Raw genomic sequence first — 20,541 nt, 5'->3', positions numbered from 1 at the left:
CGCCGGCTACCGTCCTGGAGGATACCGGGCGGCCTCACGGCCGCCCGGACGATTTCATAGATTACTTGACGTTGGCGCCGACGACGGCATCCCAGTTCTTGGTGATGGCTTCCTTGGCCTTGCCCTGCTCGTCGAGCGTCGGGAACACCGCCGCCGCGTAGGATTCAGCCGGCGGCAGCTTGGCCATCACGTCCGCCGGGAGCTTGCCGTTCTTGGCGAGATCGTTGAAGCGGATCGGATGGCAATAGCCCTTCAGCCAGGCGATCTGGCCTTCGTCGGAGTAGAGATACTCCAGCCAGAGCTTGGCGGCATTCGGATGCGGCGCGAAGGCGCTGATCGCCTGCACGTAGACGCCGGCGACGACGCCCGTCTTCGGCACGACGACGTCGACGGGCGGGTTGCCCTTCAGGGTGTCGCGGCCGGCCAGCGCGTTATAGTCCCAGGTGACCAGGATCGGCGTCTGGCCCTGGGCGAGCGTTGCTGCCTTGCCGATGACCGGCACGAAATTGCCGGCGGCATTGAGCTTCTTGAAGAAGTCGAGGCCGGCGGTGCCGGCGGCGTCACCGGCAGCCGCGCCACCGGAAAGGCCGGCGGCATAGACCGCCTGGATGGCCTGGTTCGAGGCGCGCGGATCACCCGCAAGAGCGACCGAGTTGGCGAATTCCGGCTTCAGCAGGTCAGCCCAATCGGCCGGCGCTTCCTTGACCAGGTCCTTGTTCACTTCGAAGGACAGCACGCCGTAATAGTCCCCGGTCCAAAAGCCGTCGGCATCCTTGGCGCTGTCGGGGATCGAATCCCAGGTCGACACCTTGTAGGCCTGGATCAGGCCGTCCTTCTTGGCGGACGGGCCGAAAGACAGGCCGACGTCGATGACGTCCGGCGCCTGCGGGCCCTTGTTGTCCTTGTTGGCCTTGATCGCCTCGACCTCGTCGCCCGAACCGGCATCGGGGTTGAGCTCGTTGATCTTGAGGTCCGGATATTTCGCCTTGAAGCCATCGATGACGGCGCCATACCCGCACCAGTCGTGCGGCAGCGCGATGACCGTGAGTTCGCCCTCCGCCTTCGCGGCCTTAGCGAGATCGTCCAGCGAAGCCGCCGACGAAATCACCGTCGACGCAAACAGCGCCGCGGCCGAAAGTGAAAGCACCTTCCCCGTGAACTTGAACATTTGTTCTCTCCATTGAACTGACGCCATTGGACGCCTGCGATGCGGTATCGTTTTCGTGTGACAGCCAGATGAAAGCTTTGTGAAACCGGCACCCCGCAGCACGAAAAAGTAAACTCTCTTTAACCGGTTGTAGCAATCGCTCCGCGATTCTTTTTCCGGCTAATTATTCTCCTCCTTGCCCTTTCGCCCTTTTCCCTTTCCTTTCCCCTCGTTTCTAGATCAACTTTCCGCCGCAAAAATCGCCTTACACAGACCCTGCGATGGCGTTTTCGAGCAGCGTCAGCGCCGCTTTCTTGGTGAGCTTGACCGGATTGCCGCCGGCGGTCGGATCGACCACCGCCATGTCGGCGATCAGCGCCTTGCGCTTCTTGTCCATGTCGAGACCCTTGATCAGGCCGGGCAGCGCGTGCGGCACCTTGAGTTCCTTGCGCAGCTTGACGATCGCCTTGGCGAAACCGTCGAAGCCGCCCTTGATGCCGCAATAGGCGGCAAGCCGGGCGATGCGCTCATCGATTGCCTCACGGTTGAAGGCGAGCACATAGGGCATAAACACCGCATTGGTCATGCCGTGATGGGTGTCGTAGAGCGCGCCGATCGGATGCGACAGCGAGTGGATGGCGCCAAGCCCCTTCTGGAAGGCCGCGGCACCCATGGCGGCGGCGCTCATCATATGGGCGCGGGCGACCAGATCCTTGCCGTTGGCAAAGGCCTTGGGCAGGTTCTCGAACACCAGGCGGATGCCTTCCACCGCGATGCCGTCGGCCATCGGGTGATAGCCTGGCGCGCAATAGGCTTCGAGGCAGTGGGCAAGCGCATCCATGCCGGTGCCGGCGGTGATGAAGGCAGGCATGCCGACCGACAGCTCCGGATCGGCAATCACGATCGTCGGCAACAGCTTCGGATGGAAGATGACCTTCTTGGTGTGGGTCGCCTCGTTGGTGATGACGCCGGCGCGACCAACCTCCGACCCGGTTCCGGCCGTTGTCGGCACCGCGATGATCGGCGCGATCGCGTCCGAATTGGCTCTGGTCCACCAGTCGCCGATATCCTCGAAATCCCACACCGGGCGCGTCTGCCCCGCCTGGAAGGCGATCAGCTTGCCGAGGTCGAGCGCCGAGCCGCCGCCGAAGGCGATGACGCCGTCATGCTTGCCCTTCTTGAACACCGCGATGCCGGCGGTGAGGTTGGACTCGACCGGGTTCGGCTTCACCTCGGAAAACACCCCGTAAGGCACCTTGGCGTCATCGAGGATCTTCAGCGTCGAGGCGACGACCGGCAGCTTCGCCAGCCCAGGATCGGTGACGAAGAGCGGCCGCTTGATCCCGGCCGCGGCCAGCACGTCCGGCAGTTCCTTGATGCGGCCGGCGCCGAAGCGGACGGTGGTGGGGTAGTTCCATTTGGAGATGAGCTTGGACATTGCTTGTCTTTCGAAAAATCAGATCGTTTCGCGCAGGTGATAGGATTTCGGCCGGGTCAGGTTGTCGTAGCCGATGGCCGAGAGTGCCGCGCCCTTGCCGGTGTCCTTGACGCCGGTCCAGACCAGCGCCGGATCGAGGTAGTCGCAGCGGTTCATGAAGAGGGTGCCGGTCTCGACGCGGTCGCCGATGGCCACCGCGCGCTCGGTGTCGCGCGTCCAGATCGAGGCGGTCAGCCCATAGGGGCTGTCGTTCATCAGCGCGATGGCTTCCTCGTCGTTGCGCACCTTCATGATGCCGACGATCGGCCCAAAACTTTCCTCGCGCATGACGCTCATCTGGTGATCGACATCGGTCAGCACTTCCGGCGCCAGATAGGGCGAGCCGGGCCTGTCGTTTTCGACCCTCATGTTAATATGCCCCTTGGCGCCCTTGCGCAGCGCCTCGGCCTTCTGCTCGCGGATCAGGTCGGCGAAGCGCGCCTGCGCCATCGGGCCCATCGTGGTCGCCTGTTCCAGCGGATTGCCGACGACATAGTTCTTCGTCTCGGCGACGAAACCTTCGACGAACTCGTCATAGACCTTCTCGTGCACATAGACGCGCTCGATGCCGCAGCAGCATTGGCCGGAATTGTAGAAGGCGCCGTCGACGAGGTTGGCGACCGCATGGTCCATCCTGGCGTCGGGCAGCACATAGGCCGGATCCTTGCCGCCGAGCTCGAGGCCGAGCGTCATGAAGGTGCCGGCCGCCGCCTTCTCGATGGCGCGGCCGCCGGCGACCGAGCCGGTGAAGTTGACATGGTCGATCTTGCCCGAACCGAGCAGCTTTTCGGTCTGCGCGTGGTTGAGGACGACGTTCTGGAACAGCCCCTTGGGCAGGCCCGCCTTGTCGAAGGCCTGCTGAAAACGCTCGCCAACGAGCAGGGTCTGCGCCGCGTGCTTGAGGATGACGGCGCTGCCGGCCATCAGCGCCGGCACGATGGTGTTGACCGCGGTGAGATAAGGATAGTTCCACGGCGCGATCACCAGCACCACGCCGAGCGGCACCTTCTTCACATAGCGGCGGAACCCGTCCTTCGGATTGGAGGCCATGACAGGCTTCAACGCAGCTTCGGCGATCTCGACCATGTAGTTGGTGCGTTCCTTGACGCCACCGAACTCGCCGCCATAGCGCACCGGCCGCCCCATCTGCCAGGCGATCTCCGGCACGATCTCGTCGCTCATACCGACCAGCGCTTCCAACATCGCCAGCATGTATTTGCCGCGCTCGACGATGGGTGTCTCGGCCCATTTCTCCTGCGCCGCCCTGGCCCGCTCTACCGCTGCGTTTATCGCCAGGTCGGTCGCGACCGGCCGCTCGGCATAGATCGAGCCGTCGATGGGTGATTTGAGTTTGACCGTTTCGGTCATTTTGTAAGTCCTCGCATTCTACAACAATACCATTTGGCTTGGCGCCGCCCCTCCGCCTGCCCGTCCTCCGCAGCAGCTGTGGAGGGTGGACCGGCACCTTCTCCCCGTGAAGGACGGGGAGAAGGGATAAGCTCCAGCACTGGCGTCCCCCTCTCCCCGTTTTTCACGGGGAGGGGGTAAGGGTGAGGGGCAGCGCCGACGTTACGGGCTAGCGCTCTAGTACCGCTCGAACCCCCGGTGCAATTCCCAATCCGTAATCCGGCGGTCGTATTCGAACTGCTCCCAACGGGCGGTGTGCACGTAGTGTTCGACCACGTCCTCGCCGAAAGCCTGCTTCAGCATCGTGGAATTCGCCAATGTCTCAGTCGCATCGCGCAGGGTCTTCGGGATTTCCGGCAGTTGCGACGCCTGATAGGCATCGCCGACGAAGGGCTTCTGCAGTTCCAGCTTCTCGTCGATGCCGGCAAGGCCGGCGGCGGTCAATGCCGCGAAAGCGAGATAGGGATTGAGGTCGGCGCCGCCGATGCGGCACTCCATGCGGATACCCTTGGTGCCTTCGCCGCAGAGCCGGAAGCCGGCGGTGCGATTGTCCTCGCTCCACATGATCTTGGTCGGCGCGAAGGTGCCGGCCTGGAAGCGCTTGTAGGAGTTGATGTATGGCGCCAGGAACCAGGTGAACTCCTTGGCGTATTTGAGCTGTCCCGCCGCCCATTGCTGGCCGAGCGTCGACAGCGTCCATTCCGCATTTTTATCGAAGAACAGCGGCGTCTTGCCGTCGGCGCTCCACAGCGAATTGTGGATGTGGCTGGAGTTGCCGGCGAGGCCGTAATTGTACTTGGCCATGAAGGAAATCGCCTTGCCTTCCGACTCGGCGATCTCCTTGGCGCCGTTCTTCAGGATGACGTGGCGGTCGGCCATGTCGAGCGCCTCGGCATAACGCACGTTGATCTCTTCCTGGCCCGGGCCCCACTCGCCCTTGGAGTTCTCGATCGGAATGCCGGCCGCTTCCATCTCGTTGCGCAGCCGGCGCATGACGCCTTCTTCCTTGGTGGTGATGCCGATCTGGTAGTCGCCGATATAGGGCGAGGCGGTGTCGAGACCCTGCCAATGCTTCCTGCGCGCGGAATCGTAGGTCTCGCTGAACAGGTAGAACTCGAGCTCGGAGGCGAAATAGCCGATATAGCCGCGCTCCTTGAGCCGCTGGACCTGCTTCTTCAGGATCGCCCGGGGTGAGTGTGCCAAATCCTCATGATCGTGGTGATCGAGCACGTCGCAGATGACCAGCGCCGTCTTCTCCAGCCACGGGATGCGCCGCAGCGTCGAAAGATCGGGCTTCATGACGAAGTCGCCATAGCCCTTCGACCAGCTCGCCGCCTTGTAGCCGGGCACCGGCTCCATATCGATGTCGGCGGCCAGCAGATAATTGCAGCCATGCGTCTCGTCATGCGCGGAATCGACGAAATACTGGGCCAGGAAGCGCTTACCCGCGAGCCGGCCCTGCATGTCGACGATGCAGGCCAGAACCGTGTCGATCTCGCCGTTGGAGACCGCCTGCTTCAACTGATCGAACGAGAAATTCCCGGCCATTCCTTTGGCACTCCAGTACTTTTCGGTTGAAAAGGAAGAAACGAAGCCATGGCCGGCACAATGCCGGCCATGGCTATGAGGCGAAGTATCAGTTGCCGGTCTCGCCGATGGCCACCTCGGCCGCTTTGATCGCCGCCTGACGTTTGGCAATCTCATCGCCAATCGGCGGGCCCTGGAAGCGGCGGTTCTCGAAGCCGTACCAGAGCACGGCGGTCAGCACGAGGAAGCCGATGGTGATGTAGAGCACCTTGTCGTTCGGCGGCTGGATGGCGATGTAGAAAATGATCGCCATGCCGACGACCGACAGCAGGCAAACCAGCTTGAACAGCCCGCCGCCGAGATTCCATGGACCGGGATTCGGCCATTTCGCCGTTCCGAAAGCCATCATGCCGAGCACGATCGGGATGATGAAGGAGAGGAACAGGAACACCAGCGTCGAGTTGACGACGATGGTGTAGATGTTCGTCCCGCCGATCGAGATGAACTGGGCAAGGAAGACATAGATGATCTCGAGGATCGCGGCCGTCCAGATCGCATGGACCGGCGTGCGCCAAGCCGGGCTGACCTTGGCCAGCGACGCCGACCCGACCGGCATGCCACCGTCGCGAGAGAAGGCAAACAGCATGCGCGAGGCCGAGGTCACCGTGGCCAGGCCGCAGAGAAACTGCGAGATAAGGATCGCCAGATAGAGCAACTCTTTCAGCCAGACCGGCAGGATCGCGTCCATGGTCGAGAAGAACACGCTCCAGCCTTGCTTGGCGCCCGCGGCCAGATCCGGGATGGCCAGCATGATCGCGCAGACCATCGCCCAGCCGATCAGCGACGACCACAGAACCGACGAGATGATTGCCCGCGGAACGGAATGCGCCGCCTTCAGCGTTTCTTCCGAAGTATGCGCCGAAGCGTCATAGCCGGTGATGGTATAGACCGGCAGCAGCAGGCAAAGCAGGAACAAGTAGGTCATAGAGTCTGACTGCGGGAAAACGCCGCCGCCGGCATCGCCGGAATAGTTGGTGAACGTCCACAGCCGCGTGATGTCGATTGCCGGGGCGAATACCAGGCACGCGACGATAAGCACGGCCGTCGCGCCGAGGATCAGGAAGCCAGAGGCATCCGTCAGCATGGCGGTCAGCTTGATGCCGAAATGATTGCAGAGCGCCTGGATGACGGTGATGGCGGCGACAAATCCGACAATCTCGCCTGGCGTGCCGGTCATGCCGAACCAACTGCCGAACGTGCCGACGAAGAAGAATGCGGTGCCGATGTTGATGGCGCCGAGCACAGTGATCAGGCCGAGCAGGTTGAGCCAGGCCGTGAGCCAACCGGTGAAGCGGTTTCCAAGGATCGACGCCCAGTGATAGAGGCCGCCCGCGGTCGGGAATGCCGAGGCAATCTGCGCCATGGCGAGGGCAAAGACCCCGGATACGGCGCAGCCGACGATCCAGCCGATGCCGGCGCCGGCGCCGCCGATCGACGAGATGGCCTGGGCGAAGGAATTGATGCCGCCCGACAGGATGCAGATGATCGAGAATGAGATCGCGAAGTTCGAGAAGCGGCTCATGCTTCGCGACAGTTCCTGGGCATAGCCCATTCCGTGGAGAACCTTCAGGTCCTCGTGCTTGTCGACTTCTGTGTAGTCTTGCGCTGACATTATTGGTCCCCTTAACTTCTTAGCTGGCCGATTGTACTGACTTTCCCATTGCGCGTTGTCGGGAGCCCCTGGCCTCCTCGGGCTCCAGATTCGAAAATATGCCTGTGAGCAGATCCGCCCATTTCCGCTGCCCGGCCTCGCCGGATATCTCGTCGTTGCGGATTTCGATCATCGCGCAGGCAAGGCCGCGCGAGCGCGCATGCCGTTCCAGCGTGAAATAGACGCGGTCGGCCGGCGAATAGGGTTCGTTGACCCCGACGCTGACGCCGGCAAGCCGCTGCAGTGCCGCTATCAGCGGCGCCGCCAGCCTGCGATCGTCGTCGTGGATGATGCCGATATGCCAGGGCCGGCTCTTGCCCTTGTAGACCGGCGTGAAGGAATGCACCGACACCAGCCGCGTCTCCTGGCCATATGCCAGCCGCTGTTCGATGATCTGCGCAATCGTGTCGTGGAAGGGACGCCACGCCAGGTCGATCCGCGCGCCGCGTTGTTTGTCCGAAAGGCCGGTATTGCCGGGAATGGCCGTCGTTTCGCTGACCGGCGGCACGAGGTCCGGCGCGTCGAGCGGCCGGTTGCAGTCGATCACCAGGCGCGAGACGCGGGTTTCGACCAGCGTGGCGTCGAGGGCCTCGGCCATGCGGCTGGCGACGGGAAGCGCGCCTGGATCCCAGGCGATATGGCGGGAAAGGTCTTCCGCGGCCAAGCCGAGCGTGCCGAATTCCGCCGGCAGGAAGTTCGAGGCGTGGTCGCAGGTGAGGACGAAGGGGCTCGAGCCGCCGGGGTTTGTCACCCTCACGGTCTCCGATGGTGCAAGGCTGGTGGGCCGTGCTTTCTCCATACTGTCGTCCCCTCGGGAGCGCTGTATCTTATGTTACGTATTTTGCCTCATTGCGTCCCTGTGGATGATTTCATACAGTTTGTCCGGCTTTGTCAAACGCGGAATTCCGAAAACGGCGCCGACCGGGCCAAAGGGTGGGGAAAACGATGATCTCTAGCATTGCCGAACTGATCTCGGACCGCATCGACACCATGCCGGCGGGCGAGCGCCGCGCCGCGCAGACGCTGATTGCCAACTATCCGCTGACCGGGCTGAAGACGGTGGCCGAATTCTCGACCGCGGCAGGTGTGTCCTCGCCGACGATCCTGCGTTTTGTCGCCAGGCTCGGCTTCCAGAACTATCCCGAATTCCAGTCGGCGCTGCAGGATGAACTGGCCGCACAGTTGCAGTCGCCGGCATCGCGCACGCTCAATCCGGCTTCGCCCGCCAGCGGCGCCGCCGTATCCCCGATGCTGGAGGCAACGCTCGACAACATGCGCGAGACGTTCCGGCACCTCTCCGACAAGCAACTGGCCGACATCGCCACAAGGCTTGCCGAGCGCCGCGGCAAGACCTTCCTGATCGGCGGCCGCTTCACCGACCCGCTGGCCCGCTACATGGCCGCCCACCTCGCCATCATCCAGCCCGACGTCTACCACCTCGCCGGCCAGGAGAGCATCTGGCGCGACCGGCTGATCGACATGGGCAAGCGCGACGTGCTGGTGATCTTCGACATCAGGCGCTACCAGGAGAGCCTGATCCGCTTTGCCGAGACGGCGCATCAGCGCGGCGTGCAGATCGTGCTCTTTACCGACCAGTGGCTCTCGCCGATCGCCCGCTTCGCCCGCCATGTGATCGCCGGGCGCACCGCCGTGCCGTCGGCCTGGGATTCGTCCGCCGCCCTATTCGTCGTCGTCGAGACGCTGATCGGCGCCGTCACAAGGCAGCTCGAAGCCGCAGGCGCCAAACGTATCCGGGACCTGGAAAGCCTGCGCTAGGACGTGCGGCAAGCTACGGCTTGATAAACACCTTGCCGTTCGGCTTGGCCAACTCGGCCGATAACCGCGTCATCGCCTCGTCCAGCGGCACCACCGCCGTCACGTCGGTCGACCAGCGCCCGTCGGAAAAGCGCTTCTGCGCCTCCAGCACCGCCGGGCCGAGCCGGTCGCGAAACTGCCGCATCCATTCGGCCAGCCAGAAGCCTTCGATGCGCTTGTGCTGGAAGATCAGTTGGCCGGGCTCGCGGATCACCGTCGGCTCTGCGTCGAGCCTTCCATAGACGATCCAGCGCGAGCGCTTCGGCATGGCGTTGAAGATGGCCGAGGCCAGCGGGCCGGTCACCGCGTCGAGGAAGATGCGCGGCTGCTCGGCCTTGATCACCTCGCGCAGCGCAGCCTCGAAATCCGCCGCCTTCTCGTTGAGCACATGGGCGGCGCCGAGCTCCTTCAACAAGGCGATCTGCTCGTCACGGCGCACGGTGACGATCGGCCGGAAACCTTCCTCCTTCGCGAGCCCGATGATCAGCTTGCAGAGCTGGCTGGCGCCGGCGGTCATGATGAAGGCCTTGTCGCCCTCCTGCTTGACGATGTCGAACATGGCGAGCGCGGTCAGCGGATTGACGATCATCGCCGCGGCATCCGCATCACGCACCGTGTCGAGCAGCGGAATGCAGGACGCGACCTCGGCCACCGCATAGTCGGCCCACGAACCCCAGTTCGACACACCGGTGGCGAAAGCGACGCGCTTTCCCGCAAGGCTTTTTGCGTACGGGTCGTCACCGGTCGCGACGACGATGCCGACGCCCTCGAAGCCGGGCGGCTGTCCTTTCACGCGCGGCTGGCCGTACTGCCCCTTGATGAAGGCGATATCGGACGGGTTGATCGAGGCAAGACCGACCTTGATCAACGCCTGCGTCGGGCCGGGTGCCGGCACGGCGATGCTGCCCGGCCGAAGATAAGGCTTCGTCGCCTCCAGCGCGCCGGCCGAAGGCGTTTTGGCGTAACCGTCGCCGACAAGCAGCAAGGCCTTCATTTCCGACGGAAGCGCCATGGCGATCAGACCTTATCCTGCGTGTACTTCCTGAGCTCGCTGCGCGCCACCTGCCGCCGATGCACGGCGTCCGGCCCGTCGGCAAGCCTGAGCGTTCTCAAATGCGTCCATGAGCGAGCGAGCGGCGTGTCCTGGCTGATGCCTTGCGCGCCGAACATCTGCACCGCCTCGTCGGTGACCTTGAGCGCGACGCGCGGCGCGACGACCTTGATCTGGCTGATCCAGGGCGCGGCGGCGCGCGCATCGCCCTGGTCGATCATCCACGCCGCCTTGAGGCAGAGCAGCCTGGCCATCTCGATCTCCATCCGGCACTCGGCGATGATGTCGAAGTTGGCGCCGAGCTTGGCCAGCGACCGGCCGAAGGCCTCGCGCCGCACCGAGCGCTGGCAAAGCATCTCCAGCGCCATCTCGGCCTGGCCGATGGCGCGCATGCAGTGATGGATGCGGCCCGGCCCCAGCCTCCCTTGCGCGATCTCGAACCCCCTGCCCTCGCCGAGGATCAGGTTCCCAGCCGGCACCCGCACGTCCTCGAACCTCAGATGCATATGGCCGTGCGGCGCGTCGTCGTCGCCATAGACCTGCATTGGCCGTAACTTGGTGATGCCCTTGCTGTCCGCCGGCACCAGGATCATCGAATGCCGGCGATGCTGCGGCTCGTCGTCAGACCCTGTCCTGACCATGACGATATAGATGGCGCAGCGCGGATCGCCGGCGCCGGACGCCCACCATTTCTCGCCGTTGAGCACATAATCGCCACCATGCCGATCGCAGCGCATCGAGATGTTGGTGGCGTCCGAAGAGGCGACGTCCGGCTCGGTCATCAGATAGGCCGAGCGGATTTTCCCCTCGAGCAGCGGCTCCAGCCATTCCCGCTTGTGCTCTTCCGAGCCGTAGCGCTCCAGCACCTCCATGTTGCCGGTATCGGGCGCCGAGCAGTTGAAGGTCTCGGCGCCGAGATGCGCCTTGCCCATCTCCTCCGCCAGATAGGCGTATTCGACCGTCGACAGGCCATAGCCGCGCTTGGAATCGGTGAGCCAGAAATTCCACAGGCCGCGCTCCCGCGCCGTCTGCTTCAGCCCTTCCAGGATCTCGGTCTGTCTGGCGGTGTAGGCCCAGCGGTCGCCGTTCCTGCCGATTTCGGCCAGAAACTCCTCGCCGAGCGGCGCGATCTCGTCGCGCACCATCGCGGCCACGCGCTGATGGATCGGCTTCAGCCGCTCGGTCATGCCGAGATTCATGTCCGCCATCGGTTCAGGCCCTTTCGCAGATGCATCTTTACCCGTGGCAAGGATGACCGTACTTCGGCTAGCCTTGTCAACGCGAGTCCTTCGGTTTGGCCAGGACGAGGCACGTGGGAGGAATGCGATGAGCTATCTGGACAAGCTGTTCTCGGTCGCCGGCAAGACCGCGCTGGTGACCGGTGCCGCAACCGGGATCGGCCGCATGGTGGCGACCGGATTGGTGCGGGCCGGCGCCACCGTGATGATCGCCTCGCGCAAGGGCGAGGACTGCGTCCGTGTCGCCAGCGAGCTCAATGCGCAGGGCGGCGACGGCCGGGCCGAGGGCTTTGCCGGCGACGTGTCCAGCGAGGCGGGCATCGCAGCGCTGGTTGCCGAGGTGAAGGTGCGCACGGACCGGCTGCATATCCTGGTCAACAATGCCGGCATTTCCTGGGGCGCGCCGCTGGAGGAATTCCCCTACCACGCCTGGGCCAAGGTTTTTGGCGTCAACGTTACAGCCGTCTTCCATCTGACGCGTGAGCTGTTACCGCTGCTTGATGCGGCGGCAACAGACGACGATCCTGCCCGCGTGATCAACCTGGGCTCGGTGATGGGCACCCAGCCGTTGGCCGACGATGCCTATTCCTACACGGCGTCGAAAGCTGCCGTGCATCACCTTACGCGCACGCTGGCGATCGAGTTCGCGGGGCGCCGCATCACCGTCAACGCCTTTGCGCCCGGCCCTTTCCAGAGCCGGATGACGGCCTTTGCCACCGCCACCGAGGAGCAGGCGAAACATGTCGGTAACCACGTTCCACTGGGCCGCATCGGCGGACCGGATGACATTGCCGGCGCAACGCTCTATTTGTGCAGCCGTGCCGGAAGCTATGTCACCGGCGCCATCCTGCCGATCGACGGCGGCCAGTCGGTGCAGCACGGGATGACATTGTTCCAGGAATAAGGCGTCCGGTTCAAGCAATCGCGATCCGGGCGGGGGTGCGGAGGACATCAGGGTGGAACCGATCAGTCTCGATACGCTTCTGGCCAGCGTCGGCAAGGAAGTCGGCGTTTCGCCCTGGCGAACGGTCACGCAGCGCATGATCGACCAGTTCGCCGACGCCACCGACGACCACCAGTTCATCCATTGCGATCCCGAGCGTGCCGCGCGCGAAACGCCGTTCGGGGGCACCATCGCGCATGGTTTCCTGTCGCTGTCGCTTCTCTCGGCCATGACCTTCGAGACCATGCCGCCGATCGAAAACACCAAGATGGGCGTCAATCACGGCTTCGACACGCTGCGTTTCCTGGCGCCAGTCAAGACGGGCTCGCGCATCCGCACCCATTTCGTGCTGGCCGACGTCAAGGTGCGGCCTTCCGGCTGGGTGCAGACGGCGCATGACGTGACCATCGAGATCGAGGGATCGAAGAAGCCGGCGCTGACCGCGCGCTGGCTGACCCTGACGCTGATCGAGCGCCAGCCAGAGACCGCATGAGCGGCGACGCCAACGCGCTGGATCGGGCAGCGCTTGCGCCCTACCTCGAAGCGCATATCCCGGATTTTGCCGGGCTTTCCGCGATCGAGAAATTCAAATCCGGGCAATCGAACCCGACCTATCTGCTCACCGCCGCAAGCGGCCGCTACGTGCTGCGCGCCAAGCCGCCGGGACAGTTGCTGAAATCCGCGCATCAGGTCGACCGTGAGTTCCGGGTCATGCAGGCGCTTGGCGCGACCGCCGTGCCGGTGCCGCGCATGCTGCATCTGTCCGGCGAAGACTCCCCGATCGGCCGCATGTTCTACGTCATGGAGTTCCTCGACGGCCGCATCTTCTGGGATCCGTCATTGCCGGACGCATCCGGCCCCAACGCATCCGGCAATGACGAACGCGCCGCGATCTACGACGCCATGAATGCGACGCTTGCCGCTTTGCACGACGTCGATGTCGAGGCCGCGGGCTTGAGCGATTTCGGCAGGCCCGGCAGCTATTTCGAGCGTCAGTTCGCCCGCTGGACCAGCCAATACCGCGCTTCCGAAACGGAAAAGATCGCCGACATGGATCGGCTGATCGCCTGGCTGGAGATGCACATGCCGGCCGACGACGGCCGGGTCTCGCTGGTGCATGGCGACTACCGGCTGGACAATATGATCTTCGCCAAGGACGAGCCGAAGGTGATTGCCGTGCTCGACTGGGAACTGTCGACGCTTGGCCATCCCTTTGCCGATCTCGCCTATCAATGCATGCAGTGGCGGCTGCCGCATGCGTCCGGCTTTCGCGGTCTCGGCGGCCTCGACCGCGCCACGCTCGGCCTGCCCTCCGAGCAAGCCTACGTCGCCGCCTATTGCCGCCGGCGCGGCATCGACGGCATCGGCAACTGGACGTTCTTCCTCGCCTTCTCCTTCTTCCGGCTGGCGGCGATCTGCCAGGGCGTCTACCGCCGCGCGCTGGACGGCAACGCCTCCAATCCGGAAAAGGCCAGGACCTATGGCGAGGCGGTGAAGCTGCTTGCCGCGCTCGCGGTGGAGCTGATCGACAGCAAGATTCTGACAACGGAGCGCTGAGCAATGGGCCGTTTCGATGGAGCCACGGTGCTGATAACCGGTGCGACCGGCGGGCTCGGCAGCGGCGCGGCCAAAGCCTTCGCCACTGAGGGCGCGCGGCTGGTCCTTTCCGATCTCGACGAAGCCGCACTTGGCGATTTCGCGGCGACACTCGGTGCCGAGACCGCGCTTCTTGCCGGCAACATTGCCGACGAAAAGCTCTCGGAGGATCTGGTCAAGCTGGCGGTACAAAAATTCGGCCGGCTCGACATTGCCGTCAACAATGCCGGGATCGTGCACGCCTTCGTGCGCCTGCCGCAGGTGGCCTCGGAGGAAGCGCGCCGCGTGCTGGAGGTCGACCTGCTCGGTGTCTTCTACGCCATGAAGCATCAGATCCCGCAGATGGAGCGCCAGTTCAGGGAAAGCGGCAAAGGCGGCGCCATCGTCAACATCGCCTCGGTCGCCGGTCTCTCCGGCGCGCCGAAGCTGTCGGTCTACGCCGCCGCCAAGCATGGCGTGATGGGACTGACGCGCTCGGCGGCGGTCGAATATGCCAGCAAGGGGATACGCATCAACGCCGTCTGCCCGGCCCATACCAGGACGGCGATGGTCGACGGCTTCGTGCGCTCCACCGGCGCGCCGGAAGCAGACGCGCTTGCAGAGCTCACGCGCGGCGTGCCGATGAAGCGGGTCGGCGAGGTCGATGAGATCGTGACCGGCATCCTTTATCTCGCCGACCCCGCCAACTCCTTCATGACCGGCCACGCGCTGGCGCTGGACGGCGGCATCGGCGCGATCTAGCGCGGTTGCGGGACAAGTGCGCAACGGCTTTCCGTCCGGGAATCGCGTCAGAACAAGGAGTTAAGGCAGACGTTAGGGAACCAGGCCGCTCCCTTGTCCGTTTCCGTACGGCGTATATAATTTCGTCAGGCAACCAATCACAAAGGCAGGCGGACATTGCCGCTGAGCGTTCAGAAACGCCGCGAGAAACAGAAAGCCGAGCTTCGTTCCGAACTGGTCGACGCGGCCCACAAGCTCGTCCAGGAAGAGGGCTACGAAGGACTTACCATCCGCAAGTTGGCCAAGCGGGTCGGCTACGCGCCGATGTCGGTCTACTCCTACTTTGCCGACAAGCAGGACATCCTGTTCGCGCTGGCCGAGGACGCCTTCGAGACGCTCGCCCGGCGCATCGAGGAGCATCCCTCCGACGATCCCATCGAGGCGCTCCGCGCGGTGATGACCGAATATGCCGCCTTCGGGCTCGGCAACCCCAATGAATATCGCACCGTCTTCATGACCGAGAAGACCAAGCTGCCGGAAGGCCGAAGCTACGCGGAGATGGAAGAGGGCAACCCGGCGATGAAGGTGCTGATCAAAAGGGTCGAGGCATGCGTCGCCGCCGGCAAGCTCAAGGGCGACCCTCGCGCCATCGCCACCATGCTATGGACCGTCGGCCACGGCACGATCTCGCTGCTGATCACCTTCCCCTTCTATCCGTTCGGCGATCCCCAGACCTATGTGAAGCGGATGTGCGACTTCATGCTGGCGTCCCTGTCGGCGCAGGACATCCCCCCGCTCACCGAAACACCCGTCAACTGCTGACCGGCTGTCCCGCCGCTTTCCGCTGCGCCGATCGCTTGATTCGCGGCGGCGAATTCCTACGTTCAAAAAAAGTTGTCGTACGCGTACAAAATCCCTCTTGAATTCACCTTCCGTTAACCGTACATATACATCGCATCGTACATGTACGGAAAGATTACCGGAGACGGAAGATGAAAAGGACAATCCTCGCTCTCGCTACAGTGCTGGCCTTCTCGGGCGCCGCTTTCGCCGGCGCGAGCCAGCCGGCCAAGCACGCTCCCGCGGCTTGCGCTCAGACCCACACCAATGTGACGCTCGACTGCACGGCGACCGGTTCGGTCGAAAAGGCCGACGCCAGCAAGACGCAAACCAACAACGGCCCGCGACTCGGTATCGACGTGGACCCGTGGTTCGTGCCCGGCCTCTAGACACCGCAAAAGCGGAAACGAAAACGGGCGGCATTGGCCGCCCGTTTTCGTTCGCCCTGAAGCCCGATTGCCTGCTGCGACGGCGTTACTTCTTGCGTGACTTCATTCCCGGCGCGGTCTTGGCCTTGCCAGGCTTTGCCGGCCCACCGGGGATGGAGGTACTGATAATCGATACCGGATCGCTGGCCGGAAAGGTATCCTCGAGGCCTTCCTCGAGTTCCTCTTCCTCGATATCGTGATGCCGCTCCCGCTCCAGCGACCGGACGGCCGCGGTCTTCTTGGGCGACTTCGGCGCAGATTTGGACGGCATCGCGCTTCTCCCTCGCCAGAGCAATTGCTCCGGTCGCAAACAACGGGGACGGACCGGCGATGGTTCCGGCTGCGCCCTCTCGGGCAATCAGCTGCCGGAAAAATCAGTTCGCCGCGTCGCTCGCCGCTTCCGACAGCAAAGTAAAGACATAGTCCGAGAAGGAACGCCAGCACTCCACCCGGAACGCGTCCGCCGCGGTGCGCAACAGCACGATCTCGGACTTGCCGAGGATGGTGCGCGAAGCCGCTCCGACCGGGAACGCCTCGAGCGACAGGTCCTGCGGGCAGCCCGAATTGACCGTCACTTCAGCGGCCGGACCGGCGACGGAAATGGCGACGTTGCGATGCGAGATGCCGACCGCCGAATGCAGCGCCGTGACCTTGGCGCAGTCGGCCAGCGGATCGTTTCCGGCCTCGTCGACGATCAGCCACTCGTCCGGCCCCAGCCACATAGCGGTGCGTCCGTCCTTCGCGGCCGAGGTTTTCGGCTTCGCCGGCAGCGTCACGCCGAGCGCCTTGGAGAGCGCGGCGACGGAAGCTTCCGGCGCACGCAGTGAGATGCGTTCGGCCGGCGGCAGGATCTCGACCTTGACGTCCGGCGCCGACAGCGCGCGGCCGGCAAGCGCGGGCCGCCGCTCGACGGAGGCGGAAGCCGCAGCGGCTTTTGTCTTGGCGGCAGCCTTAGCCATTGAGGCGTTCTCCCTTCTCGTCGACGAACACCATGCCGGTGACCTCCACCTCGATCGTGCCGTTCGGCATCGGCACGTAGAGCGTCTTGCCCATGCGGTCGCGGCCGCCGGCGACCAGCGCCAGCGCGATCGAGCGCCCGCAATTTTCCGACCAGTAGCTGGAGGTGACGTGGCCGATCATCTTCATCGGGATCGCCTGTTTCGGATCCTCGACGATCTGCGCGCCCTCTTCCAGCACGACTTTCGGGTCCTTGGTCTTCAGGCCGACAAGCTGCTTGCGGCCCTTGGCGACGAGGTCCGCCCGCGCCATGCCGCGGATACCGACGAAGTCGGTCTTCTTCTTGCCGACCGCCCAGTCGAGCCCGGCATCGTTGGGCGTCACCGTGCCGTCGGTATCCTGGCCGACGATGATGTAGCCCTTCTCGGCGCGCAGCACGTGCATCGCTTCAGTGCCGTAGGCGGTCGCGCCATGCTTCTGGCCCTCGGCCCACAGCGCTTCCCAGACCGCCTCGCCATAATCGGCCGGCACGTTGACCTCGAAGCCGCGCTCGCCGGTGAAGGACATGCGGAACAGCCTCGTCGGCACGCCGCAGATCTTGCCCTCGCGCACCGACATATGCGGCAGCGCCTCGTCCGACATGTCGATGCCTTCGACCAGCGGCGCGATGATCTCGCGCGACTTCGGGCCTTGCACGGCAATGACTGCCCACTGCTCGGTGATCGAGGTCAGCCAGACGTTGAGATGCGGGAACTCGGTCTGGAGGTAATCCTCCATGTGATGCATGACGCGCGGCGCGCCGCCGGTGGTCGTCGTCACATGGAAACGGTCCGGCGCCAGCCTGCCGACGACGCCGTCGTCATAGATGAAGCCGTCCTCGCGCAGCATGATGCCGTAGCGGCAGCGGCCGGGCTCCAGCTTCTCCCACGGATTGGTGTAGAGCAGCTCCATGAACTTCGCCGCGTCCGGCCCGACCACCTCGATCTTGCCGAGCGTCGAGGCGTCGAACAGGCCGGCCGTCTTGCGCACCGCTACGCATTCGCGGTTGACGGCGGCGTGCATGTCCTCGCCGGCCTTGGGGAAATACCAGGCGCGCTTCCACTGGCCGACATCCTCGAACACCGCACCTTGGGCCGCTGCCCAGCCATGGGTCGCCGTCCGGCGCGTCGGGTCGAAAAGCGGACCCCGCGCGTGTCCGACGATCGAGCCAAAGGTCACCGGCGTATAGGGCGCGCGGAAAGTGGTCAGGCCGACCTGCGGGATCGGCTTGCCCAGCGTCTCGGCGGCGATCGCCAGGCCGTGCATGTTCGAGGTCTTGCCCTGGTCGGTCGCCATGCCGTTGGTGGTGAAGCGCTTGACGTGCTCGATCGAGTGCATGCCTTCATGCACAGCCTGGCGGATGTCCTTGGCGGTGACGTCGTTCTGGAAATCGACGAAGGCCTTGACGGTGGTGTCCGGCCCGGCGCCGGGCGCGGCGCCCAGCATGCCGCGCGACCAGCTTTCGCTGGCATCGACCTTCGGCTTGGCGCCCTTGCCCGTCTTGACGCTGGAATCCTTGCCGCCGGCGTCCTTCGCCGCCTTGGCGCCGGCCGCATAGGCCTCGTCGATCGTTGCGTCGAGCCCGTCCGTGCCGTTGCAGGCGCCGACCGAGTCGCAGTCCTGCGCGTAGGTTCCCGGCACGAAGCGTCGCGTTTCCTCGTTGAAGGCGACCTTGCCGCGCGACTGCGAGAAGAGATGCACCGACGGCGTCCAGCCGGCCGACATCAGGATGGCATCGACGGGAATCGTGCGCTCGCCGCCGCCGGTCTTCGGCTGCACGGTCATCGACGAGACGCGCAGCTTGCCGCCGGCGCGGACCACGGCGCGGCCGAAATTGATCTCGATGCCGAGCCCTCTCGCCTCGTCGATCACCGGGCCGGACGGGTTGTCGCGCAGGTCGACGATTGCCGCGACATTGACGCCGGCCTTCTTCAGGTCGATCGCGGCCGCGTAAGCCGAGTCGTTCGCCGTATAGATGCCGACATTCCTGCCGACGGCGACGCCATAGTGGTTGAGATAGGTGCGCGCGGCCGATGCCAGCATGATGCCCGGACGGTCATTGTTGGCGAACACCATGTGCCGCTCGATGGCACCGGTTGCCAGCACCACTCGGCTGGCGCGAACCTGCCACAGGCGTTCGCGCGCCAACTCGCGACCGGGGGCCTTGAGATGGTCGCTGACCCGCTCGACCAAGCCGACGAAGTTCTGCGCGTAGTAGCCAAAAGCGGTCGTGCGCGGCAGCACGCGGACATTGTCCATGGCCTTGAGCTTCGCGATCGCAGCTTGCGCCCAGGCAAAGCCATTCTCGCCGTCGATCCTGGCGCCGCTCTCGAAGCGCAGGCTGCCGCCGAATTCGGCCTGCTCGTCGGCGAGGATCACCCTGACACCGGTTTCGGCGGCAGCGAGCGCCGCCGCGATGCCGGCAGCGCCGCCGCCCAGCACCAGCACCTCGCAATGCGCGTAGCGCGCGGCATAATGGTCGGGATCAGGCCGGTCGGGCGAAACGCCAAGGCCGGCGGCCGAGCGGATCTGCGGCTCGTAGAGGTTCTTCCAGGCCGACTTCGGCCACATGAAGGTCTTGTAGTAGAAGCCGGCCGAAAACAGCGGCGAAGCGATGTCGTTGACCGCGCCGACGTCGAAGGCGAGCGAGGGCCAGCGGTTCTGCGAATGGGCGGTGAGCCCGTCATAGAGTTCCTGCACGGTCGCCCGCACATTCGGCGTCTTGCGCGCGTCGTCGCGCACGATCTGCACCAGCGCGTTGGGCTCTTCGGCACCGGCCGACAGGAAGCCGCGCGGCCGGTGATATTTGAACGAACGGCCGACCAGATGCACGCCGTTGGCAAGCAGCGCCGAGGCCAGTGTGTCGCCCTCGATGCCGGTATAGGACTTGTCGTCGAAGCTGAAGGAGGCGGTCTTCGCCTGGCTGAGGCGCCCGGCGCCGGAAATGCGGAACGCGGCGTTCATTTCGAGGCTCCAGGCAGCTTCGCGGGCTTCGGCTCGCCGGCCTTGTAGGTCATGACGAACTTGTCCGTGACGGTGTCGCGCACGGCGTTGAAGAAGCGCGCGCAGCCATGGATATGCCGCCAGCGCTCATAGATGACGCCCTTCGGGTTCGACCGGATGAAGAAGAATTTCTCGAAATCGTCTTCGCTCTCGGCGGCAATGTTGGTGGGGCGCGCGATATGCGCCTCACCGGCGTTGCGGAACTCGAGTTCCGGGCGCTCTTCCTCGCAATAGGGACAGCGGATGAGAAGCATCAATCGACTTTCTTTGATTCGGTCGAACCGCCACGCGCAGAGCCGTCATGCCTGCCACGGTTGGTCACGACATTTCCTTCGGAAGGGCGGTCTTCAACAAGCAATCCTACTGGGCGCAAAATCGCTTTAGCTCGATCGACATCCGCTTGCGTTCGAGGTCCGGAGAAAGTTCTTTCGAGCATTTTCGGTATGGCAAACGCCCAGACGCAGAGGGCAGTAGGTATCCCTACAAATGCAAACATGGCCAACATGACGGGATCGACCCCATTGGCCTCATACCCGATTATTCGAACCAAAATCTCCCTGACCACCAACAGCGTGAACAGCACCGTGACGCCTAGTAGGCCCAATCCGAACAGTATGGTGTGGGTCTTGCGCGTCATTGCTG

At 64.2% G+C, this 20,541-nt stretch carries 20 protein-coding genes; 7 read left to right on the top strand and 13 right to left on the bottom strand.

Features of this window, described 5'->3' with window-relative positions; translation table 11 throughout:
- Nucleotides 1-61 precede the first annotated feature (61 nt).
- The 6 genes from AC4FWB_RS10615 to AC4FWB_RS10590 form a co-directional block, all read right to left on the bottom strand.
- Complete coding sequence (locus tag AC4FWB_RS10615) at nt 62-1,168, bottom strand: ABC transporter substrate-binding protein (protein ID WP_491025953.1); 1,107 nt, start codon at nt 1,166-1,168, stop codon at nt 62-64.
- Between the two features lie 244 nt (nt 1,169-1,412).
- Nucleotides 1,413-2,585, bottom strand: a complete 1,173-nt coding sequence (locus AC4FWB_RS10610; RefSeq protein WP_491025952.1) for an iron-containing alcohol dehydrogenase — start codon at nt 2,583-2,585, stop codon at nt 1,413-1,415.
- 18 nt (nt 2,586-2,603) lie between these two features.
- Nucleotides 2,604-3,992 (bottom strand): aldehyde dehydrogenase family protein, encoded by a 1,389-nt coding sequence (locus AC4FWB_RS10605; protein WP_491025951.1) that lies wholly within the window; start codon nt 3,990-3,992, stop codon nt 2,604-2,606.
- A 216-nt stretch (nt 3,993-4,208) separates the two neighbouring features.
- Nucleotides 4,209-5,579 carry a glutamine synthetase family protein gene (locus AC4FWB_RS10600; RefSeq protein ID WP_491025950.1) on the bottom strand — a complete coding sequence of 457 codons (1,371 nt, stop codon included), beginning with the start codon at nt 5,577-5,579 and terminating at the stop codon, nt 4,209-4,211.
- A gap of 88 nt (nt 5,580-5,667) precedes the next feature.
- The gene (locus AC4FWB_RS10595; RefSeq protein ID WP_491025949.1) at nt 5,668-7,230 is read right to left on the bottom strand and encodes an amino acid permease; all 1,563 of its coding nucleotides are present in this window, start codon (nt 7,228-7,230) and stop codon (nt 5,668-5,670) included.
- Between the two features lie 19 nt (nt 7,231-7,249).
- Entirely contained in the window at nt 7,250-8,068 is an 819-nt protein-coding gene (locus AC4FWB_RS10590) for an N-formylglutamate amidohydrolase (RefSeq protein ID WP_491025948.1), read from the bottom strand.
- Nucleotides 8,069-8,214: 146 nt separating this feature from the next.
- Here AC4FWB_RS10590 and AC4FWB_RS10585 point away from each other — a divergent pair, with 146 nt between their 5' ends.
- Nucleotides 8,215-9,045 carry a MurR/RpiR family transcriptional regulator gene (locus AC4FWB_RS10585; protein WP_491025947.1) on the top strand — a complete coding sequence of 277 codons (831 nt, stop codon included), beginning with the start codon at nt 8,215-8,217 and terminating at the stop codon, nt 9,043-9,045.
- Nucleotides 9,046-9,058: 13 nt separating this feature from the next.
- On the opposite strand, the gene AC4FWB_RS10580 is transcribed toward AC4FWB_RS10585, so the two are convergent.
- Together AC4FWB_RS10580 and AC4FWB_RS10575 are read right to left on the bottom strand one after the other, a co-directional pair.
- Nucleotides 9,059-10,096 carry a zinc-binding dehydrogenase gene (locus tag AC4FWB_RS10580; protein WP_491025946.1) on the bottom strand — a complete coding sequence of 346 codons (1,038 nt, stop codon included), beginning with the start codon at nt 10,094-10,096 and terminating at the stop codon, nt 9,059-9,061.
- A gap of 5 nt (nt 10,097-10,101) precedes the next feature.
- Nucleotides 10,102-11,343 (bottom strand): acyl-CoA dehydrogenase family protein, encoded by a 1,242-nt coding sequence (locus AC4FWB_RS10575; protein ID WP_491025945.1) that lies wholly within the window; start codon nt 11,341-11,343, stop codon nt 10,102-10,104.
- A gap of 118 nt (nt 11,344-11,461) precedes the next feature.
- Between AC4FWB_RS10575 and AC4FWB_RS10570 the strand changes: the two genes are divergently transcribed.
- The 6 genes from AC4FWB_RS10570 to AC4FWB_RS10545 all read left to right on the top strand — a co-directional run bounded on the left by AC4FWB_RS10570 (nt 11,462) and on the right by AC4FWB_RS10545 (nt 15,861).
- Nucleotides 11,462-12,277, top strand: a complete 816-nt coding sequence (locus AC4FWB_RS10570) for an SDR family oxidoreductase (protein ID WP_491025944.1) — start codon at nt 11,462-11,464, stop codon at nt 12,275-12,277.
- A gap of 46 nt (nt 12,278-12,323) precedes the next feature.
- Entirely contained in the window at nt 12,324-12,809 is a 486-nt protein-coding gene (locus tag AC4FWB_RS10565) for a MaoC family dehydratase (protein ID WP_491026169.1), read from the top strand.
- Nucleotides 12,806-13,873, top strand: coding sequence for a phosphotransferase (locus AC4FWB_RS10560; protein WP_491025943.1), 1,068 nt, complete (start codon nt 12,806-12,808; stop codon nt 13,871-13,873). Before AC4FWB_RS10565 ends, AC4FWB_RS10560 begins: the two co-directional genes overlap by 4 nt.
- Before the next feature lie 3 nt (nt 13,874-13,876).
- Nucleotides 13,877-14,653 carry an SDR family NAD(P)-dependent oxidoreductase gene (locus AC4FWB_RS10555; protein WP_491025942.1) on the top strand — a complete coding sequence of 259 codons (777 nt, stop codon included), beginning with the start codon at nt 13,877-13,879 and terminating at the stop codon, nt 14,651-14,653.
- A gap of 156 nt (nt 14,654-14,809) precedes the next feature.
- Nucleotides 14,810-15,454 carry a TetR/AcrR family transcriptional regulator gene (locus AC4FWB_RS10550; RefSeq protein WP_491025941.1) on the top strand — a complete coding sequence of 215 codons (645 nt, stop codon included), beginning with the start codon at nt 14,810-14,812 and terminating at the stop codon, nt 15,452-15,454.
- Between the two features lie 170 nt (nt 15,455-15,624).
- Nucleotides 15,625-15,861, top strand: coding sequence for a DUF680 domain-containing protein (locus AC4FWB_RS10545; protein WP_491025940.1), 237 nt, complete (start codon nt 15,625-15,627; stop codon nt 15,859-15,861).
- 85 nt (nt 15,862-15,946) lie between these two features.
- On the opposite strand, the gene AC4FWB_RS10540 is transcribed toward AC4FWB_RS10545, so the two are convergent.
- From AC4FWB_RS10540 to AC4FWB_RS10520, 5 genes are all read right to left on the bottom strand, one after another.
- Nucleotides 15,947-16,171 carry a hypothetical protein gene (locus AC4FWB_RS10540; protein WP_491025939.1) on the bottom strand — a complete coding sequence of 75 codons (225 nt, stop codon included), beginning with the start codon at nt 16,169-16,171 and terminating at the stop codon, nt 15,947-15,949.
- Between the two features lie 103 nt (nt 16,172-16,274).
- On the bottom strand, nt 16,275-16,859 hold the full coding sequence (locus AC4FWB_RS10535; RefSeq protein ID WP_491025938.1) for a sarcosine oxidase subunit gamma: 585 nt from the start codon (nt 16,857-16,859) through the stop codon (nt 16,275-16,277).
- Nucleotides 16,852-19,860: a sarcosine oxidase subunit alpha gene (locus AC4FWB_RS10530; protein WP_491025937.1), complete on the bottom strand. Its 3,009-nt coding sequence runs from the start codon at nt 19,858-19,860 to the stop codon at nt 16,852-16,854. The genes AC4FWB_RS10535 and AC4FWB_RS10530 overlap by 8 nt, the downstream gene beginning before the upstream one ends.
- On the bottom strand, nt 19,857-20,153 hold the full coding sequence (locus AC4FWB_RS10525; RefSeq protein WP_067002607.1) for a sarcosine oxidase subunit delta: 297 nt from the start codon (nt 20,151-20,153) through the stop codon (nt 19,857-19,859). Before AC4FWB_RS10525 ends, AC4FWB_RS10530 begins: the two co-directional genes overlap by 4 nt.
- The gene (locus AC4FWB_RS10520) at nt 20,153-20,536 is read right to left on the bottom strand and encodes a hypothetical protein (protein ID WP_491025936.1); all 384 of its coding nucleotides are present in this window, start codon (nt 20,534-20,536) and stop codon (nt 20,153-20,155) included. The genes AC4FWB_RS10525 and AC4FWB_RS10520 overlap by 1 nt, the downstream gene beginning before the upstream one ends.
- Between the last annotated feature and the right edge of the window lie 5 nt (nt 20,537-20,541).

The sequence above is a fragment of the Mesorhizobium sp. LEGMi-168a genome (assembly GCF_058312955.1).
The sequence above is the reverse complement of the archived record's forward strand: the minus strand, read 5'-3'. Positions and strand labels throughout refer to the sequence as shown.

What these genes read in the sequence shown, in the direction of transcription:
- AC4FWB_RS10615 (WP_491025953.1), bottom strand. Translation starts at nt 1,168, where the DNA reads ATGTTCAAGTTCACGGGGAAGGTGCTTTCACTTTCGGCCGCGGCGCTG.
- AC4FWB_RS10610 (WP_491025952.1), bottom strand. Translation starts at nt 2,585, where the DNA reads ATGTCCAAGCTCATCTCCAAATGGAACTACCCCACCACCGTCCGCTTC.
- AC4FWB_RS10605 (WP_491025951.1), bottom strand. Translation starts at nt 3,992, where the DNA reads ATGACCGAAACGGTCAAACTCAAATCACCCATCGACGGCTCGATCTAT.
- AC4FWB_RS10600 (WP_491025950.1), bottom strand. Translation starts at nt 5,579, where the DNA reads ATGGCCGGGAATTTCTCGTTCGATCAGTTGAAGCAGGCGGTCTCCAAC.
- AC4FWB_RS10595 (WP_491025949.1), bottom strand. Translation starts at nt 7,230, where the DNA reads ATGTCAGCGCAAGACTACACAGAAGTCGACAAGCACGAGGACCTGAAG.
- AC4FWB_RS10590 (WP_491025948.1), bottom strand. Translation starts at nt 8,068, where the DNA reads ATGGAGAAAGCACGGCCCACCAGCCTTGCACCATCGGAGACCGTGAGG.
- AC4FWB_RS10585 (WP_491025947.1), top strand. Translation starts at nt 8,215, where the DNA reads ATGATCTCTAGCATTGCCGAACTGATCTCGGACCGCATCGACACCATG.
- AC4FWB_RS10580 (WP_491025946.1), bottom strand. Translation starts at nt 10,096, where the DNA reads ATGGCGCTTCCGTCGGAAATGAAGGCCTTGCTGCTTGTCGGCGACGGT.
- AC4FWB_RS10575 (WP_491025945.1), bottom strand. Translation starts at nt 11,343, where the DNA reads ATGGCGGACATGAATCTCGGCATGACCGAGCGGCTGAAGCCGATCCAT.
- AC4FWB_RS10570 (WP_491025944.1), top strand. Translation starts at nt 11,462, where the DNA reads ATGAGCTATCTGGACAAGCTGTTCTCGGTCGCCGGCAAGACCGCGCTG.
- AC4FWB_RS10560 (WP_491025943.1), top strand. Translation starts at nt 12,806, where the DNA reads ATGAGCGGCGACGCCAACGCGCTGGATCGGGCAGCGCTTGCGCCCTAC.
- AC4FWB_RS10555 (WP_491025942.1), top strand. Translation starts at nt 13,877, where the DNA reads ATGGGCCGTTTCGATGGAGCCACGGTGCTGATAACCGGTGCGACCGGC.
- AC4FWB_RS10545 (WP_491025940.1), top strand. Translation starts at nt 15,625, where the DNA reads ATGAAAAGGACAATCCTCGCTCTCGCTACAGTGCTGGCCTTCTCGGGC.
- AC4FWB_RS10540 (WP_491025939.1), bottom strand. Translation starts at nt 16,171, where the DNA reads ATGCCGTCCAAATCTGCGCCGAAGTCGCCCAAGAAGACCGCGGCCGTC.
- AC4FWB_RS10535 (WP_491025938.1), bottom strand. Translation starts at nt 16,859, where the DNA reads ATGGCTAAGGCTGCCGCCAAGACAAAAGCCGCTGCGGCTTCCGCCTCC.
- AC4FWB_RS10530 (WP_491025937.1), bottom strand. Translation starts at nt 19,860, where the DNA reads ATGAACGCCGCGTTCCGCATTTCCGGCGCCGGGCGCCTCAGCCAGGCG.
- AC4FWB_RS10525 (WP_067002607.1), bottom strand. Translation starts at nt 20,153, where the DNA reads ATGCTTCTCATCCGCTGTCCCTATTGCGAGGAAGAGCGCCCGGAACTC.
- AC4FWB_RS10520 (WP_491025936.1), bottom strand. Translation starts at nt 20,536, where the DNA reads ATGACGCGCAAGACCCACACCATACTGTTCGGATTGGGCCTACTAGGC.